Below are 17,877 nucleotides of genomic sequence, written 5' to 3'. Positions count from 1 at the left end.
TTATTTAAGTAAGTGAGAGGACTTCATATGTCTACTGTACTTAATAATTTTAGTAATGATACTATTTGTGCTATTGCAACTGCTATGTCTGATGCCGGTATTGGTATTATCAGAGTTAGTGGAAAAGATGCAGTTTCAATATGCGATAAAATCTATATTTCAGCTAATAAGGAACATACACTTATTAAACACGTTCCCAATTCAATTCGATTTGGATATATTTGTGATGATTCTAAGATCATAGATGAAGTCATGATTTCTTATATGAAGGCTCCCCATAGTTATACAAAAGAAGATGTTATAGAAATCAATTCACATGGTGGAATGCTGGTGATGAATGAAATCTTACAACTTTTATTGAAAAATGGTTGTAGATTAGCTGAACCAGGTGAGTTTACTAAGAGAGCTTTTTTGAATGGCCGTATTGACCTTACAAAAGCAGAAGCTATCATGGATGTTATCAGAGCTCAGAATAATTTTGCACTTGAGAGTTCCAGGTCACAGCTTCAGGGAAAAGTTTATTCTAAGATAAAAGAGCTTAGAGAAAAGATTCTTTATCAGATGGCATTTATTGAATCTGCTTTGGATGATCCTGAGAATTATGATCTTACAGGTTTTCCTGAAAAATTAAGAGGAATCATCGAATCTGTTAATTCAGAAATTAGCTTTTTGATCAATACTGCAGATGAGGGTAAGATCAGAAAAGATGGAATAAAAACAGTAATTGTTGGTAAACCTAATGCTGGTAAGTCATCTCTTTTGAACACTTTAACAGGAGATGAGAGAGCGATAGTTACTGATATTGCCGGTACAACACGAGATATTATAGAAGAGACAGTAAGGCTTGGAGACATTGTTCTTCATGTTATAGATACTGCCGGTATCAGAAATACTGATGATGTTATTGAAAAAATTGGTGTTGATAAAGCCAAGAGTAAAGTGAGTGAAGCGGATCTTGTATTATATATATTAGATTCTACTTCAGCTCTTGATGATGAGGATAAACAGATCATTGATCTTTGCAAAGATAAAAAGACCATTGTTCTATTAAATAAAAACGATCTTTCTGATAATATTAAAATAACAGAAGATATCCTTCGTATGCAATTTTCAGAGATTAAAACTGATAAATTACCTGTTATTAGTACCTCAATGCTTAAAGGAAACGGTATTCAGGAATTAAAGGAAGCTGTTGCTGATCTTTTCTTAAATGGCGACATTGTTCCTAAACAGGAATTGTATATTACTAACTTGAGACATAAGGCTTTATTAAAAGAAGCTTATGATAGTTTAATGCTTGTAATCGATAGTATTGATAAAAAGCTGTCTGAAGATTTTTACAATGTTGATCTTACAAATGCATATGCTGCACTTGGTGAAATAATTGGTGAAGAAGTTGGAGATGATTTGGTTGAGGAAATCTTTTCCAAGTTCTGTATGGGTAAATGATTTATGATAGATATTAGAGAAAAATATGATGTAATTGTTATTGGTGCTGGTCATGCGGGATGTGAGGCTGCTCTTGCTTGTAGTAGACTTGGCCTTAATACTATTGTTTTTACAATGAGCGCAGATAATATTGCATTTATGCCATGTAATCCACATATTGGTGGATCTTCTAAAGGACATTTAGTAAGAGAAATAGATGCTCTTGGTGGAGAAATGGGAAAAAATATTGATAAAACATTTCTTCAGTCAAAGATGCTCAATACTTCTAAGGGACCTGCTGTGCATTCACTCAGATGTCAGGCAGATAAGATGGAATACTCCAAGGAAATGAGAAAAGTACTTGAAGCACAGGATAATCTTACAATCAAGCAGGCAGAAGTCTCAGAAATACTTTTTGAAGATTATAACGATGATGGTTATAAAAAGATAATTACCGGAGTCAAGATTTTTTCCGGAATGATATATGAAGCTAAAGCTGTTATTCTTTGCACAGGTACTTATCTAAAAAGTAGATGTCTTACAGGTGAGTCTATCACCTATAGCGGACCAAATGGTCTTTTACCATCTAATTATTTATCTGAGTCACTTATTAATGCAGGTATTTTACTTAGAAGATTCAAGACAGGAACACCAGCTCGTATGGACGGACGTACTATTGATTATTCAAAAATGTCCGAACAGTTTGGTGATGATCCGGTTGTCCCATTTTCTTTTGATACGGATGCTGCAGATGTTCAGAAGCCTCAGGTGTCATGTTGGTTAACTTATACCAATGAAAAAACACATGAAATAATACGAAATAATATTGATAGATCTCCAATTTATGCAGGCATCATTGAGGGAATTGGACCAAGATATTGTCCATCAATTGAGGATAAAGTGGTTAAGTTTCCTGATCATGAAAGACATCAGGTCTTTGTTGAACCTGAAGGAACATATACAAATGAAATGTACATTGATGGAATGTCTTCATCTTTACCGGAAGATGTTCAGCTTGCAATGTATAGAACAGTTCCTGGTTTGGAAAACTGTAAGATTGTAAAGAATGCATATGCTATTGAATATGATTGTCTTTGTCCAGGTCAGCTTTCTCCTTATTTGGAAATAAAGGAAATCAAAGGTTTATTTAGTGCCGGACAATTTAATGGAAGCAGTGGATATGAAGAAGCTGCTGCGCAAGGTCTTTATGCTGGAATCAATGCATCAATGCAAATTCTTGGAAAGCCTTATCTAAATATTGATAGATCTGAGGGATATATTGGAGTTCTTGTTGATGATCTTGTAACAAAAGAGAATCTTGAACCTTATAGAATGATGACTTCCCGTGCAGAATACAGATTACTTTTAAGACAGGACAATGCTGATATAAGACTTCGAAAAAAAGGTTATGAGGTTGGACTCATCGACCTGGAAAGATATGATAAGCTGCTTTCTAAAATTGAAGCAATAGATAATGAGGTTAAGAGATTAAAGAATACTGTTGTTGGTGCTAATAGTAAAATGCAGGCTTTCATGGAAAAAAATGGAAGTTCACCTTTAAAGACAGCAACTTCATTAGCTGAACTTATTTGCAGGCCGGAATTTTCATATGAAACAATTGCTGAGATTGATACTGATAGAAAAGAGCTTCCTTCAGATGTAATAGAACAGGTTGAAATAACTATCAGATATGAAGGTTATATTAATAGACAGGAAAGACAAGTTGAACAATTCAAAAAACTTGAAAAGAAATTAATTCCTGTCGATATTGATTACAATGATGTTGGTAGCCTTAGATTAGAAGCTAGACAAAAACTTGAAAAATTCAGACCTACAAACATTGGACAGGCTTCTAGAATTGGTGGAGTTAATCCTGCAGATATATCTGTGTTACTTATTTATCTTGATTCATTGTATAGGGGCAATAAGGATGAGAACTAAATATAAAAATATGATAGAAGATTTCAATTCATATGGAATTGAATTATCTGATAGACAACTAGAGCAATTTAATATGTATTATGAATTGCTCATCAAATGGAATGAAGTTATGAATCTTACAGCTATTACAGATTTTGATGATGTATGTAAGCTTCATTTTGTTGATAGTATTTCTGCATGTCAATATTTTGATTTTAGTTCCAAGGATTATTCATTAGTTGATATCGGTACTGGAGCAGGATTTCCTGGTATACCATTAAAGATTGTTTTTCCAAACTTACATATTACATTATTAGATTCTTTGAATAAACGCCTGAATTTTTTAAATGAAGTTATTGATACTTTAGGTCTTAATGAAACAGGTTCAATAATGACACTTCATGGAAGAGCAGAAGATTATTCACAACCTAAGGTCGGTTCACTTAGAGAGACTTTTGATATTGCAGTTTCAAGAGCAGTTGCAAATATGTCTACACTTTCAGAGTACTGTCTTCCTTATGTTAGAGTTGGCGGAGTGTTTATTGCTTATAAAAGTGAAAAGGCATCTGAAGAATTAGAAAATGCAAAAGGAGCAATTCATCTCCTTGGAGGTAAGCTTTCAAGTTCTAATGAATTTCTTTTAGCGGGTACGGATGTAAGTAGAACTATTTGTATTGTTAATAAGAAAGAAAATACCTCAAAGAAATATCCTCGCAAAGCAGGTACTCCTTCAAAACAACCTCTATAATAGATATTGTGGCTTTATTTTTTTGTTAGTCAATGTTTCACGTGAAACATTACAATTAACTACAATTATTAACACAAAAAATTGTTTCACGTGAAACATATAAACCCAAGATATTGTAATCGTAATCGTGAAACATTAATATTCAGATAAAATTGTATTGTGAAACCGTACAATTTTAAATACAATATCTAGATTTATAAAAATAATTAGTGATAAAGATGAAATGTATTAAGCCACATTGAAGAATTGATGTTATACTTAATATAGTGTGTTTTGAAAATAGGAGGGAAAATGGGAAGAGTTATTGCGATAGCAAACCAGAAGGGTGGAGTCGGAAAAACCACTACTTCGATAAATCTATCGGCAGCGCTTGCTGAAAGAGGAAAAAAAGTATTAGTTATTGATACTGATCCACAGGGAAATACAACAAGTGGTTTTGGTCTTGATAAAAATGAACTTGAAAATAGCATCTATGAACTAATGATAGGTGAGTGCTCTATTGAAGATGCAATACAGAAAAATGTTGTTGAAGATCTAGATGGAGTAGATATCATTCCATCAAATGTTAATCTTGCAGCTGTTGAGATTGAGTTAATAGACGCAGATCAGAAAGAATTCATTCTTAGAGAAGCAATAAGTAAAGTAAAAGATAATTATGATTTTATTATTATAGATTGTCCACCTTCACTTAGTATGTTAACAGTTAATGCAATGACTACAGCAAATACTGTTTTGGTTCCAATACAATGTGAGTACTATGCGTTGGAAGGATTAAGCCAGTTAGTACATACAGTTAATCTGGTCAGGGATAGATTAAATCCTGAACTTGAGATGGAAGGCGTTGTATTTACGATGTTTGATTCAAGAACAAACCTTTCACTCCAAGTTGTAGAAAATGTTAAAGAGCATATTCAGGAAAATGTTTATAAAACAATTATTCCTAGAAATATTAGACTTGCTGAAGCACCTAGTTATGGCTTGCCAATAAATATATATGAACCAAAGTCAGCCGGTGCAGAAGCATATAGACTTTTGGCAGACGAAGTTATAGAAAGAAAGTTTGATTAAGTTGGAGGGGAGAATGGCACCGAAGAGTACTAAAAGAGGTCTGGGAAAAGGCCTTGATTCAATAATACCTGCAAAGGTATCAACTTCTAAAAAAGAAGTACCCGAAGAAAAGCATGTTGAGGGTCAGGTAGTCACAGTAAATATTACAAAGATTGAACCAAATAGAAGTCAGCCAAGAAAAACATTTGATGAAGATAGTCTTATAGAACTTGCTGATTCAATTAAACAGTTTGGAATAATCAATCCACTTATTGTTACTGATAAGAAAGATCATTATGAAATAGTTGGCGGTGAAAGAAGATGGAGAGCTGCCAAGAAAGCCGGCTTAAAAGAAATCCCTGTAATTATTAAAGATTTAAGTGAACAGGAAATTGCTGAAATAGCATTGATAGATAATATCCAGAGAGAAGATATCAATCCTATTGAAGAAGCACTTGCTTATAAAAAACTCATTGATGATTTTGGATATACTCAGGATGTAGTTGCTGAAAAGGTATCAAAGAGCAGAGTAACAATCACAAATTCATTAAGATTATTAAAGCTGTGTGACCATGTAAGACAGATGGTTATCGAAGGAAAGATTTCAACTGGTCATGCAAGAGCATTGATCTCAATCGAGAATGAAGAAGAACAGATAACAATTGCTCAAAAAGTTTTTGACGAGAAGCTCAGTGTAAGAGAAACCGAAAAACTGGTTAAGTCACTTGGAAAGCCAACAAAGAATAAAAAGAATAATACTAAGAATGAAAGTATCGATGCAGTATATGCAAGCCTTTCAGAAAAGTGTAAACAGGCAGTTGGCACAAAAGTAGATATTATCTCTAAAGGTGATGGCGCAGGAAAGATTGAAATTGAGTTCTATAGCAATGACGATCTTGAAAAAATCATCGATAGATTATGTAAGGGATAAGATGGAGATAATATAAATGAATAGTGTATTATTTAATGCTATAGGAATAGGAAACTTAGATCCTGCAATATTATTTATATTACTAATGGTTCTAATCATTGTTTTGTTTGTGCTACTTATTATCAATGCAAATAAACTGAAGAAATTAGAAAAAAAATATAACAAGTTTATGCAGGGTAAAGAAGCTAAATCCATGGAAGAAGAAATCTCTGGATTATTTCATGATAACAGACTTATCAGAAGTGAGAATGAGAAAAACAGAAAAGATATAATTGATATCAATAGAAGATTATCTAGAACATTCCAAAAAATAGGATTAGAAAAGTATGATGCATTCAACCAAAGCGGTGGAAAACTTAGCTTTTCATTATGCCTTTTGGACGAAAATGATAATGGATTTCTATTGAATTCTGTTCATGGAACTGATGGAATAAATTATGCCTACTCTAAAGAAATAGATGCAGGAGTAGCAGATGTTGAGTTAAGCAATGAAGAGAAGAAAGCTTTAGAGCAAGCGCTTGACAGTGTAAATAGATAACAACTTATTTTAAGTTAAATTGTTATAAATATATTTCAATAATATTTTTTTGGAGGAGATCGAAATGATCGACATTAAATTTTTACGTGAAAACCCAGATGTAGTAAGAGAAAACATCAAGAAAAAATTCCAGGATGAAAAGCTTCCTCTTGTTGATGAAGTAATAAAGCTTGATGAAGAGAGAAGATCAAACCAGCAGGAAGCTGATGAAATCCGTGCTCATAAGAACAAGATTTCTAAAGAAATCGGTGGACTCATGGCTCAGGGCAAAAAAGACGAAGCAATGGCCCTTAAGGATGAAGTAGCAAAAGAAGCAAAGAGACTTGAAGAACTTGAGGAAAATCAGAAGAAACTTGATGAAGAAGTTACTAACAGAATGATGATCATTCCTCAGATAATAGATGATTCTGTTCCAATCGGTAAAGATGACTCACAGAACGTTGAGATTGAAAAGTTTGGCGAGCCTGTAGTTCCTGATTTTGAGATTCCTTATCATACAGATATCATGGAGAGCTTCAACGGCATCGACCTTGATGCAGCAAGAAGAGTTGCAGGTAATGGATTCTATTATCTTATGGGTGATATTGCAAGACTTCATTCTGCAGTTATTTCATATGCAAGAGATTTCATGATTGACAGAGGATTTACATATTGTGTACCTCCTTTCATGATCCATGGAAACGTAGTTGCAGGTGTTATGAGTTTCCCAGAAATGGAAGCTATGATGTATAAGATTGAAGGTGAAGACCTCTATCTTATCGGAACTAGTGAACATTCAATGATCGGTAAGTTCATTGATCAGATTATTCCAGAAGACGAAGTACCGAAGGCACTTACAAGTTATTCACCTTGTTTCAGAAAAGAAAAAGGTGCTCACGGAATAGAAGAGCGTGGAGTTTATAGAATTCACCAGTTCGAAAAGCAGGAAATGGTTGTTATATGTAAACCAGAAGAATCAAAGACATGGTATGACAAGCTCTGGAAGAACACTGTAGATCTTTTCAGATCAATGGATATTCCTGTTCGTACACTTGAGTGCTGTTCAGGAGATTTGGCAGACCTTAAGTGCAAATCATGTGACGTAGAAGCTTGGTCACCAAGACAGAAGAAATACTTTGAAGTTGGTAGCTGCTCTAACCTTGGAGATGCACAGGCAAGAAGACTTAAAATCAGAATCAAAGGTAAAGATGGAAACTACCTCGCACATACACTTAACAACACTGTTGTTGCTCCACCAAGAATGCTTATCGCATTTCTTGAGAACAACCTTCAGGCTGATGGAAGTGTAAGAATTCCTGAAGTTCTTCGTCCATACATGGGTGGAAAAGAAGTTCTTGTTCCTACAAAAAAGAACTAATTGTATAATCGAAACTCAGAAAGAGGTGAAATCTGATTGCATAAATTCTTAAGAGCGGTAGGTTTTTCCAAAATTAAAGATAGAAAAGAACTGACAAAATTAATAACTGATTCTATACAAAATGCAGGAAAGCGCTCATATGTAACAACAAGTGATAACGTAATATTGGCTGAATTTGCAAGAGATTTTGCTGATGGAATTGGATTTGCTGTTTGCGGAGAATTTGATGAAGAGGATAAGTTTATTTATGAATATTACTATCCTTATCTAATCCCAACAGGGATAAGTACTGAAGAAGATATCAATGTTGAGAGACATGCAGCACAATATTCATATGCCGGAGTTTGTAATGAACCCAGAATTGGAGTGACACTTATTTTTTATCTTCAAAATATGATTCCATATGTGAAGTATGAGAATGAAGATCATTTTCCAATACGAGGAACAACGCTATCTCTTTCTGCTCTGTCAATTAAGGGACAGATACTAATGCCCATAGCCAAGACAGAAGAGGAAAAAGAGGTTGCCAAAAAGAAAAACAATTATAGAAATAAGTTAATAAATAATGCAAGGAGAGGGGATGAGACAGCAATCGAATCCCTGACCCTTGACGATATGGATCTTTACACAACTTTATCTAAAAAAATCAGAAAGCAGGATGTATACAGTCTCGTTGATTCATACTTTATGCCTTATGGAGTAGAGTGTGATCATTATTCAGTTCTTGGTGAAATAACAGAAACTAGGGCTGTTGAAAATAATATGACAAAAGAAAAAATTCATATTATGCGTGTTAACTGTAATGATCTTGAATTTGATGTTTGTATAAATGATGAAGATTTGTTGGGAGAACCAGCAGTTGGTAGAAGATTCAAAGGAAATATCTGGATGCAGGGGTATATTAATTTTCCAGATGCAAATTGAAAGGAGATTAAACTATGTCAACACCACATAATAGCGCAGAAAAAGGTGATATAGCGAAGACCGTCTTAATGCCAGGTGATCCACTTCGTGCGAAGTTTATAGCTGAGACATTTATGACTGATATAAAGTGCTTCAATGAAGTAAGAGGAATGCTCGGTTTTACAGGTAAGTATGATGGAAAAGAAATATCAGTAATGGGACATGGTATGGGAATTCCATCAATTGGAATCTACACTTATGAACTTTTTAACTTCTATGATGTGGATAACATCATCAGAGTTGGAAGCGCCGGTGGATTACAGGATGATGTTAATGTAAGAGACATCATTTTTGCAATGGGTGCTCACACAGATTCTAACTATGGATTCCAGTTCGGACTTCCAGGAACATTTGCTCCAACAGCAAGCTACAAGATTCTTGAAAAAGCAGTAGCTATAGCAAAAGAAAAAGGTGTTACCTACCATGTAGGCGATGTTCTTTCATCAGATGCATTCTACAAGAAATGCAATGAGAGCGAACTTTACAAGAAGATGGGAGCCCTTGCTGTAGAGATGGAAACACCAGCTCTCTACATGAATGCAGCAGAAGCTCACAAGAATGCACTTACAATTCTTACAATTTCGGATCACCTCTTCAAGAGTGAAGAGCTTTCAGCGCAGGAGCGTCAGACAAGCTTCACAGACATGATGGAAATTGCACTTAAGACAGCAATTCAGCTTTAATTATAAAAAGGAAGTCGCATGACTTCCTTTTTTGATGCAATGTAATCAAATAGAGAGAACAATTATAATTAAACTATACCTAGAAATCAAAAAGACTCATTTGCTTATATTTTTCAGGAAGCTCCTGTAAAAATTTAAAACAATCATCAGGTGTTGATAGAAGCCCGTTATCCATGCAGATGTTTTGAAATAGTTTCTTTAATTCTTTTGAATTAGGACTAGGTAATTCATATGAATTTCCGTACTGTTTGATATACCGCTCTTTCATCCCTGGGAAAAACTTATCTAATGCTGCATAATAATATTCTCTGTCGCCTTCACGAAGAGTAAGGCCCATACCAAAATCGATAACACCTTTAACGCCTGTTCTAACACATTCATTAAGTATGGCTGAAATATTTTCTTTTGTATCATTGATAAACGGCAAAATAGGAGTAAGCCAAACTATAGTCGGAATACCTTTTTCCTGCAAAATTGATAAAACTTCAATTCGGCGCTTGGTATTACAGACATTAGGTTCAAGGATTTTGCAAAGATCATCGTCATAGGTTGTAAGTGTAATTTGTACTACACATTTGGCAGTTCTACTAATCTCTGTAAGTAAATCGATATCGCGAAGAATTAAGTCTGATTTAGTTTGAATAGCAGCTCCAAAGCCATATTGAAGTATTATTTCCAAACAACGTCTCGTCAGTTGTAGTTCTTTTTCGCAATGCATGTATGGATCGGACATTGCACCAGTCCCAATCATGCACGTTTTTCGTTTGGATTTCAGAGCTTTTTCTAAGAGTTCAGGAGCATTCTGCTTTACCTCAACATCTTCAAAGGGATGTGTGAATTGATAGCATGTGCTCCGGCTGTCACAATAAATACAACCGTGGGTGCATCCACGGTAAATGTTCATTCCACAGTATCCATTTTTTCCGGACAGAATACTCTTTGCGTCAGTAAAATGCATCTTTTCACCATCCATTCTGACTAACTATTTTGCATATTGCTTGAGCATCTTTTTAGGATTTTCCTTATCTTTAGAAGCTCTTTGTTTAGGTGTTCCGGCCGTTCTTACCCAAAAATCCGCTATTTTGTCTTTCTCATCTATAGGATCTTCAAGTATTCCTGACATATAACTCCTATCATCTAAAGTATATCATAAACAAAGTCCTTATTGCTTTGGTTCAGACATTTCCAAAATACGCTCTCTAAATGGGATATGTTTTGTAAAGCCAGAGTCAGGATCAAGATATGGCCCTAATGTGCTTATTTTCGAATATATATCGTCGTAACAGCTTGTACAAAAATCCATTGATAATCCAGATTCTGACCCAACTTTTACTATGTCGTCTCTGGAAATATCTTTGCCTTTGCCATTTACTGATGTTGTCTGTTCACCCCAATATGTATCACTGTATGTAATGTCGTATGCCGGAGCGAGTTTCCATCCATGAAGATCAGTATATTTAAAAGAGAAGTTCTTTGTGTGATCATCCCGGTTATGACCAGCCACGTTAAAGGCCATTATTCTATACAACTGTTCTTTATCTAACGTGGCATCTTTCGTAAGCGCCCGAACTAATTTGAAATAGGTTTCATAATCGCATGAAGGAGTTCGATAATCTGCTTCCAAAAGGGCTGCAAACGTGATGGTGAATATTTTTTCTCCATCTTTCCTGTCGAATCGTTCAGTTTTAAAATATCCTTCACAGACAGCAGATGGAATTAGAGATGTTTCCGTCATTACTATACTGCAGTCTTTGGCACATAGTGAGTAATCGTATTCTCTTTTTCCACTTATTTCCGGATCATTTTTTGATGGGAATTTTACTATCCAATCGCGATTGTCTTCTGAAAGAAGCACTTTAGGTCTAGTTCCCCCGCTAGAACCACCCATCTTATATAAAATGTCCAATTGGTCTGCTTTTTTTGATGAGAGAACTTTTTCACATTCTTTTGCAATTGTATCAAAATTCAGTCCCGTGTTCTTGAAATCAAAGTCAGATTCCTTGGATGGGATATATTCAAGAGCTCCCATTCCGTTTTTTCCAACGTATGCTAGTCTTTCTAATGTAGTTATTTCTCCTTTTTTTATACCGATGGATTCTAAATATCTTTCCAAAAGAAGTTGGCCCCAACTATCAGGTAGGCTGTCGGCAAAAACTCCGAATAGTCCGCCAAAGCGTACCAAAGACCTTTCATTTGGTACAAAAACGTCATTTCGCAGCGGAAGCGAGAAAGGACTGATAGAAAAGCCATGTTTTTGCCATTCACTATCATACTGAAAAGCAATTCTTTTGTCCGGAGTTTCGGCAAGCGTACCTACATGCTGTTCATGATAGTATACATCTAACTTTTTATTTACTTGCATTTATTACCTCCTCGATGCTGCTATAAACCGGCTCGGTAAACAGATTGTTTATCTCCTGTATAAGTCCTAATTCCATAGTAAGCTTTATAAAGGATTCAAGTGATATCTGTCCGGTTTTCTCAAATTTGCGCAATGTCGCATAACTTACATTACTTCTTCCTGCAAGCTCTTTCTGCGTGATTTTTTTTCTTTTTCTTATATCTTTGATTTTTCTTGCCAGTCTCAGGGCTACGTCTGATGGGGTATCCCATAAAAAGTTCATTTGATCCATATTTCGCTCCGTGGTTTGAGGTTTTATTATATATTGCTATTATTATAGCAATTATCGGCTTGAACAGCAATAAATTGACATAATGATAGCATTTATTACATAAAAGGTTAAAAAATTGCTTACCGCTGGCTATAAGCCATGCATGAACTCGGAAGCAAAGCTTCCTTCGTCGCGGGCTGGCGCCCTATAAAAAAAGATACATAAAAGCTCTTTAGTGAGTAAACTCCCATTGAGCTTTTATGTATCTTTTTTTGCATGGCTTGTAGCCTTCACGAATGTTCCCGATGCGATTCGAACGCACGACCTTCCGCTTAGGAGGCGGACGCTCTATCCTGCTGAGCTACGGAAACATGCACAAATAATATTAACATAAAGACATAGGTTATTCAAGTGCGTTGGCTAAGTATAAAAAGCGCTTTACGGAGCTAATATAGATACGTAAAATATATTATGATATTTTGAATGAGAAAATGGAAAGTCGCATTAGACTAAAATAATCCAATAACTAATGAACATCAGAAAAAGCAGCATGGATAATAAGAAAAGAGCAAAGAAAATAATAGTATCAATTCTTACAGGAGCAGTAATGCTCCTTATTTCGTCATGTGGAAATAGTAAAAGACAAGAACAGATAGATTATATCTCAGAAAAATATAGTGTTTCTGAAGAAAATCAGCTTATAGTCTATACTTCCCATAAAGAAGAAGTGTACCTTCCAATAATCAGAGAATTTGAGAACAGAACCGGGATATGGGTTGAGGTGCACGCTGGTGGAACAGCAGAAATGATGCAGAAGGCAAAAGAAGCATCGGAGCAGGGAGCTTGCGATGTGATGTTTGGCGGTGGTATAGAAAGCTATGAAGCTCAAAAGGATATTTTTTTACCATACAAAACCAGTGAAGTTCAGTATCTGGACAAGGCATATGTGTCAGAAGAAGGGGCATGGACTGCATTTACAGAGCTTCCAATAGTATTTATCTATAACAGGAAACTGGTATCCTCATCTGAAGCGCCAAGGGAATGGAAAGATCTCTTTGATGAAAAATGGAAAGGCAAAATTGCCTATGCAGATCTTAATAATTCAGGGACAAGCTTTACCATCATTTCAACGATGGAGCAGCTTTTCCACGAATCTTACGAAACATTACTTCCAAGGTTTTATGAACAGCTTGATGGAAATATCTTGAAATCATCAGGAGACATCATACCTGAAGTTTCTGATGGCGACTGCCTTATAGGAATAACTCTGGAAGAAACAGCAAAAAAATACATTGAGCTCGGCTATGAAATTTCTATCATATATCCAAACGATGGAACAAGCACAGTTCCTGATGGGTGTGCCATGCTTAAAAACGCACCACACAGCTACAATGCCGGAAAATTCATTGACTTTGTTGTTAGTTATGATACACAGCAATACGCCATGGACTATTTTTACAGAAGACCTGTCAGAACAGATGTAGAGCTTACTTCAAGTTATGGAACCATAAAAGAGATTTCATTTGATGTAAAAAAGTCAGCGGATGAAGAAACAAAAGTTTTTTCACTGTGGAATGAACTTACAAATAAGGAGGACTGAAGATGAATCTGATAAGACAGTCCTTCAAAAGACAGCTCTTTGCAATACTGATGATAACCACTGTAATATTGGTAATTTGCGGTGGAATCCTTACTATACAGGGATTTCAGGCAAGGCTTACAGCTGATTATGAGAAAAGAGATATTGAGCAGAGCAGGATAATCAATACAAGACTCATAAATGACCTTGAGCAGGCAGAAAATGCAGTGCAGGAGCTTTCAGAAAATGAAGTTATAATAAATGCCATTTCAAGGAAAAGGAACAATTCACTAAGTATTTATTCAGAGCTTTACGCAATTTCAAAGGATATTCGCGATTTTGCTGCTGTGGATATATATCAGGGAAGCAAGTGCATATTCAGCACTGCAACAAGTTCATTGTCAAAAGAACTGCCATTAAACTATTCAGTGTTAAGAGAAGCGGCAGAGAAAGAAGACAGTATCATTTTTTCTCTTGATCCGACATATTCATCAGAAAATGGCGCAGACCTTCTCATAGCAAAAGAGATAGCGGGAGAAGACAATCCGGGATTTGTAATAGTAAGGATCGAGCAGGAAGAAATAGAGTCAAGGTTAAAAGACAGTATTAACGCCAAAGACGGATTTATGCTTACGGACAGATTTTTTAGACCTTATTGCCTTATTGGAACAGCTAAAGACAGTAAAGCTTTGGCACTTATAAGGAGCAACCTTCTCAATAAGATCAGGTATAACAGCAACATAACAGGAAATGTGTACATAAATGAAGTAGGAGAGACAGGGCTTCTCAGCGTTTATATTACGCCGCCTGTTCTTGGCGAATCTGCGGCAAAAGTGGGTTATCAGATACTGATATTTGAGGCAATAATAAGTATTTTCATATGCCTTTTGGTTGCATCAAGGCTGAGCGCATATTTTTCAAAACCAATAAATATATTGTCCTCCGGAATGAGGACCTTTAGAAAAGGCGACTTCGACACGAAAATCGAACTTAATAGGGAAGATGAGTTTGAGCAGCTGGCAGTTGGATTTAACAAAATGACCTCGCAGCTTAAGCAGACCATAAATGAAAGAGTAAAAGCCGAGCGAACTATAAACGAGACCAGAATACAGATGATGCAGGCCCAGCTCAATCCGCACTTTTTGTATAACACTCTGGATACAATAAAATGGGTGGCTAAAGCAAACGGTGTTCCTGAAGTTGCAACAATGTCAGCTTCACTGGCTGGAATCCTCAGAACCAGCATATCTGAAAAACAGTTCTGCAAGCTGTCAAAAGAGCTGGAACTAATTCAGAATTATTGCGAGATACAAAAGATACGATTCGATGATAAATTTGACATTACTATAGATGTGCCGCAAGATGTGATGGATGCAATCATTCCTAAGCTTATTATGCAGCCAATAGTGGAAAATGCCATTATCCACGGAATGAATGAAACCGAAAACGGGCATATCTATGTAGCTGCCGTAAGAGATAAAAATGAAGAAAAAGATCTTTTGAAAATATCAATACAGGATGACGGAGTCGGAATAAGTGATGAGATGATGAAAGCACTTAACAACGACGATGTGGAGACACTAAAAGGTCATCTTGGGCTTAATAATGTGAATACAATTATTAGATTATATTATGGAAAAGAGTATGGAGTAATGGCAGTAAGGCCTACAGAAGGAGGCACTGTAATGATCATCACGCTTCCATATTCTGAAAAGGAACCGGAGCAATAAATATGACAAAAGTACTTATTGTAGATGATGAAAAATATGTGCGTATGGGAATAAAAGCAGAGACAGACTGGACGCTGATAGGATGCGAAGTAGTGGGCGAAGCTGCTAATGGAGTAGAAGCCCTTGAAGTAGCAGAAACTACAAAGCCGGACCTCGTCATCTCAGATATCAGAATGCCCAAAATGGATGGAATAGAGCTGGCAGAAAAACTGATTGATAAGTATCCCGGAATAAAAGTTGTTTTCCTCACTGCCTATAACGAATTTGAATATGCCAGAAAAGCAATAAGGATTGGAGTATCTGACTATATTTTAAAGCCATTTCAGGATGGCGAACTTGAGGGAGTGATCCAGAGGCTTTTGCACCTGCATCCCAATTTGCCGGCAAAAGAAACAGAGCTTGAAAATGAGCTTATTTCAATAAAGGGGAAGAATGAAATTGCTAACAGATACGTACAATCAGCTATTGAATATATTGAAAAGAACTACACAGATACGAACTTTAGCGTTGGAAAACTGGCAGAATCCTTAAGTGTAAGCGAAGGCCATATAAGCAGGCTTTTTAAAGCTGAAACTGATAACAGCATAAATAACTATCTGACAAAATACAGAATAAAAAAAGCAATGGACTACTTAAAAGATATAAACATCAAAGTATATGAAGTTGCAGAAAAAGTAGGATACCAGGATATAGCGTATTTTTCTAATACATTCAAGAAACTGACAGGAAAAAATCCGTCTGATTATCAGGCAAAGGGACTTCAATAAAACATATCAAAAAATTACAAAAAATATCAGAATTGTCTTCTCAAAAAATTTATAAACAAATCATAAACTGTAATTACAAGCAAAGAACTGCCCGTAATTACAGTTTTTCTTTTATCGGGCTAATGTAAAAAGGAGGAAACGAAGTGAAAAAGAAGGTATTATCAACAATCTTAGCATTCTCAATGGTTGTTTCAGCCCTTGCAGGATGCGGAAGTGCAGCATCGGGAACAACCGAGGCAACCACAGACACACAGACTTCCGGAGAAACACAGATTCAGACACAGGAAGCAGCTCCTGCAGAGACACAGGCAGAGCCGGCAGCTGAGCTTACCGGAATTGATGCTATCATCGCTGAAGCAGAAACAATGACAATGGAAGAGCTTGCTGCAAAGGCCATTGAAGAGTCAAACGGAAAGACATTTTATGGCGTTGGTAACTCCAGCCGTGGTAAGTCTGCACTGCCGGTATTTATCGAGTATTTACAGTCAATTGATCCATCATATTCCATGGAATTTGAATGGCAACAGCCAAAGAACAACAAGATCTTTGAGCAGCTTACATCTGATTCACTTAAGAGCGAAGGCACATTTGCAATGACTCTTATCCAGGATGGAAATCAGATCCAGACAAAGATGGTGGATACAGATATCTTAAAGACATTCGTACCTAAAGAATGGGCTGAGGCAAATGGAACAACCGCTGATGCTTTCTCCGGATTCCTTCCACTTCAGACACTTAATAAAGTATTCATGTACAACAACACAGGAAGCGCAACATTTACTAACTGCTGGGACTTTGTATATGATGGCTCACATCCACTTTTCATGGGTGTTGATTCAGAAATCGTAGGAAAGAACTTCCTTATGATGCTTACAGAAGATAAGTATGCAACATGGCTTAAGGAAGCATATGACAAGCTTGATGATACAAAGAAAGCTTATTTTGAGCCTGTTATCAAAGAGATGCAGGCAGATGCCAGCGATCTTGGCCTTGGAGCAAATGGAGCGTATGCTCTTGCATGGATTAAGCTATGGGTTAACAACTACAACGAGCAGACTGATGACGGACCTATCTGCAACACTCTTGTAGATGCTTCAGCTACAGATCAGTCAGGATTGTTAGTTTATTCGAAGCTTCGTTCAGTTGAAGAGTCAGCTACAGTATCAGTAAATAACATCAATGTTGCTGCATATCAGGACGGCTATACAGGAATTGGCGGATATGGATATTGTCACTACCTCTTCCTTACAAAGAACAGCCCACTTCCTTGGACAGCATGTGCATTCATCGCATTCATGACATGTACTGAGGCCGGCTTTGAGCCTTGGGGAAAAGACATGGGTGGCTATTCAGCAAATCCTAATGTAGCAAAAGAAATCGAAGAGAAATTCCAGCATTCAAATGGTGGCGGAGATGAATTCCCAGCTAAGAATGACAGAGGATATGACTGGTGGACAACCACAGGAGAACTCGTTCTTGAAGATCCTGCATACTGCTCAGAGGTTTCATTTACAGTAGGCAGCTGGATTGACGTTCTCGATCACTACGCACCAGGCGAATAAGAATGACTTCTT

17 protein-coding genes and 1 tRNA gene are annotated in these 17,877 nt (G+C 36.3%); 13 read left to right on the top strand and 5 right to left on the bottom strand.

The genetic code is table 11. The features are described 5' to 3' along the window. Positions 1-27 precede the first annotated feature (27 nt). The 9 genes from mnmE (at position 28) to deoD (ending at position 9,615) form a co-directional block, all read left to right on the top strand. Positions 28-1,449, top strand: coding sequence for a tRNA uridine-5-carboxymethylaminomethyl(34) synthesis GTPase MnmE (gene mnmE, locus BM146_RS08065; RefSeq protein WP_074887013.1), 1,422 nt, complete (start codon positions 28-30; stop codon positions 1,447-1,449). Between the two features lie 3 nt (positions 1,450-1,452). Then, positions 1,453-3,369, top strand: coding sequence for a tRNA uridine-5-carboxymethylaminomethyl(34) synthesis enzyme MnmG (gene mnmG, locus BM146_RS08060; RefSeq protein ID WP_074887009.1), 1,917 nt, complete (start codon positions 1,453-1,455; stop codon positions 3,367-3,369). After that, on the top strand, positions 3,359-4,096 hold the full coding sequence (gene rsmG, locus BM146_RS08055; protein ID WP_074887007.1) for a 16S rRNA (guanine(527)-N(7))-methyltransferase RsmG: 738 nt from the start codon (positions 3,359-3,361) through the stop codon (positions 4,094-4,096). The genes mnmG and rsmG overlap by 11 nt, the downstream gene beginning before the upstream one ends. 291 nt (positions 4,097-4,387) lie before the next feature. Beyond that, positions 4,388-5,164, top strand: a complete 777-nt coding sequence (locus BM146_RS08050) for a ParA family protein (protein ID WP_074887005.1) — start codon at positions 4,388-4,390, stop codon at positions 5,162-5,164. Between the two features lie 13 nt (positions 5,165-5,177). Then, on the top strand, positions 5,178-6,074 hold the full coding sequence (locus BM146_RS08045) for a ParB/RepB/Spo0J family partition protein (RefSeq protein WP_074887002.1): 897 nt from the start codon (positions 5,178-5,180) through the stop codon (positions 6,072-6,074). 16 nt (positions 6,075-6,090) lie between these two features. Next, positions 6,091-6,612, top strand: a complete 522-nt coding sequence (locus BM146_RS08040) for a DUF4446 family protein (RefSeq protein WP_074887000.1) — start codon at positions 6,091-6,093, stop codon at positions 6,610-6,612. Between the two features lie 64 nt (positions 6,613-6,676). Beyond that, positions 6,677-7,969 (top strand): serine--tRNA ligase, encoded by a 1,293-nt coding sequence (gene serS, locus BM146_RS08035; RefSeq protein ID WP_074886997.1) that lies wholly within the window; start codon positions 6,677-6,679, stop codon positions 7,967-7,969. Between the two features lie 36 nt (positions 7,970-8,005). Further along, positions 8,006-8,893 (top strand): DUF3881 family protein, encoded by an 888-nt coding sequence (locus BM146_RS08030; RefSeq protein WP_074886992.1) that lies wholly within the window; start codon positions 8,006-8,008, stop codon positions 8,891-8,893. 14 nt (positions 8,894-8,907) lie between these two features. After that, on the top strand, positions 8,908-9,615 hold the full coding sequence (gene deoD / locus BM146_RS08025) for a purine-nucleoside phosphorylase (protein WP_022772195.1): 708 nt from the start codon (positions 8,908-8,910) through the stop codon (positions 9,613-9,615). Positions 9,616-9,694: 79 nt separating this feature from the next. Here the strand turns inward: deoD and BM146_RS08020 are convergent, their stop codons facing one another. The 5 genes from BM146_RS08020 to BM146_RS08005 all read right to left on the bottom strand — a co-directional run bounded on the left by BM146_RS08020 (position 9,695) and on the right by BM146_RS08005 (position 12,598). Continuing rightward, positions 9,695-10,573, bottom strand: a complete 879-nt coding sequence (locus tag BM146_RS08020) for an SPL family radical SAM protein (protein ID WP_074886990.1) — start codon at positions 10,571-10,573, stop codon at positions 9,695-9,697. 24 nt (positions 10,574-10,597) lie between these two features. Further along, on the bottom strand, positions 10,598-10,738 hold the full coding sequence (locus BM146_RS19450) for a hypothetical protein (protein WP_177201622.1): 141 nt from the start codon (positions 10,736-10,738) through the stop codon (positions 10,598-10,600). Between the two features lie 39 nt (positions 10,739-10,777). Beyond that, entirely contained in the window at positions 10,778-11,977 is a 1,200-nt protein-coding gene (locus BM146_RS08015; RefSeq protein WP_074886988.1) for a type II toxin-antitoxin system HipA family toxin, read from the bottom strand. Continuing rightward, positions 11,964-12,239: a helix-turn-helix domain-containing protein gene (locus tag BM146_RS08010; RefSeq protein ID WP_074887144.1), complete on the bottom strand. Its 276-nt coding sequence runs from the start codon at positions 12,237-12,239 to the stop codon at positions 11,964-11,966. Before BM146_RS08010 ends, BM146_RS08015 begins: the two co-directional genes overlap by 14 nt. A gap of 285 nt (positions 12,240-12,524) precedes the next feature. After that, a tRNA-Arg gene (locus tag BM146_RS08005) sits at positions 12,525-12,598 on the bottom strand. Positions 12,599-12,756: 158 nt separating this feature from the next. Between BM146_RS08005 and BM146_RS08000 the strand changes: the two genes are divergently transcribed. The 4 genes from BM146_RS08000 to BM146_RS07985 all read left to right on the top strand — a co-directional run bounded on the left by BM146_RS08000 (position 12,757) and on the right by BM146_RS07985 (position 17,865). Then, positions 12,757-13,827 (top strand): extracellular solute-binding protein, encoded by a 1,071-nt coding sequence (locus BM146_RS08000; RefSeq protein WP_083413458.1) that lies wholly within the window; start codon positions 12,757-12,759, stop codon positions 13,825-13,827. 2 nt (positions 13,828-13,829) lie between these two features. Beyond that, on the top strand, positions 13,830-15,536 hold the full coding sequence (locus tag BM146_RS07995) for a sensor histidine kinase (protein WP_074886985.1): 1,707 nt from the start codon (positions 13,830-13,832) through the stop codon (positions 15,534-15,536). A 2-nt stretch (positions 15,537-15,538) separates the two neighbouring features. Beyond that, positions 15,539-16,303: a response regulator transcription factor gene (locus BM146_RS07990; protein WP_074886982.1), complete on the top strand. Its 765-nt coding sequence runs from the start codon at positions 15,539-15,541 to the stop codon at positions 16,301-16,303. A 143-nt stretch (positions 16,304-16,446) separates the two neighbouring features. Then, positions 16,447-17,865, top strand: a complete 1,419-nt coding sequence (locus tag BM146_RS07985; RefSeq protein ID WP_074886979.1) for a hypothetical protein — start codon at positions 16,447-16,449, stop codon at positions 17,863-17,865. The last annotated feature ends 12 nt before the right edge of the window (positions 17,866-17,877 follow it).

Origin of the sequence: Butyrivibrio proteoclasticus (assembly GCF_900115735.1) — a bacterium.
Taxonomy (GTDB): domain Bacteria; phylum Bacillota; class Clostridia; order Lachnospirales; family Lachnospiraceae; genus Butyrivibrio; species Butyrivibrio proteoclasticus_B.
Note: the sequence above shows the minus strand (reverse complement) of the source record. Positions and strands in the feature narration are given on the sequence as shown.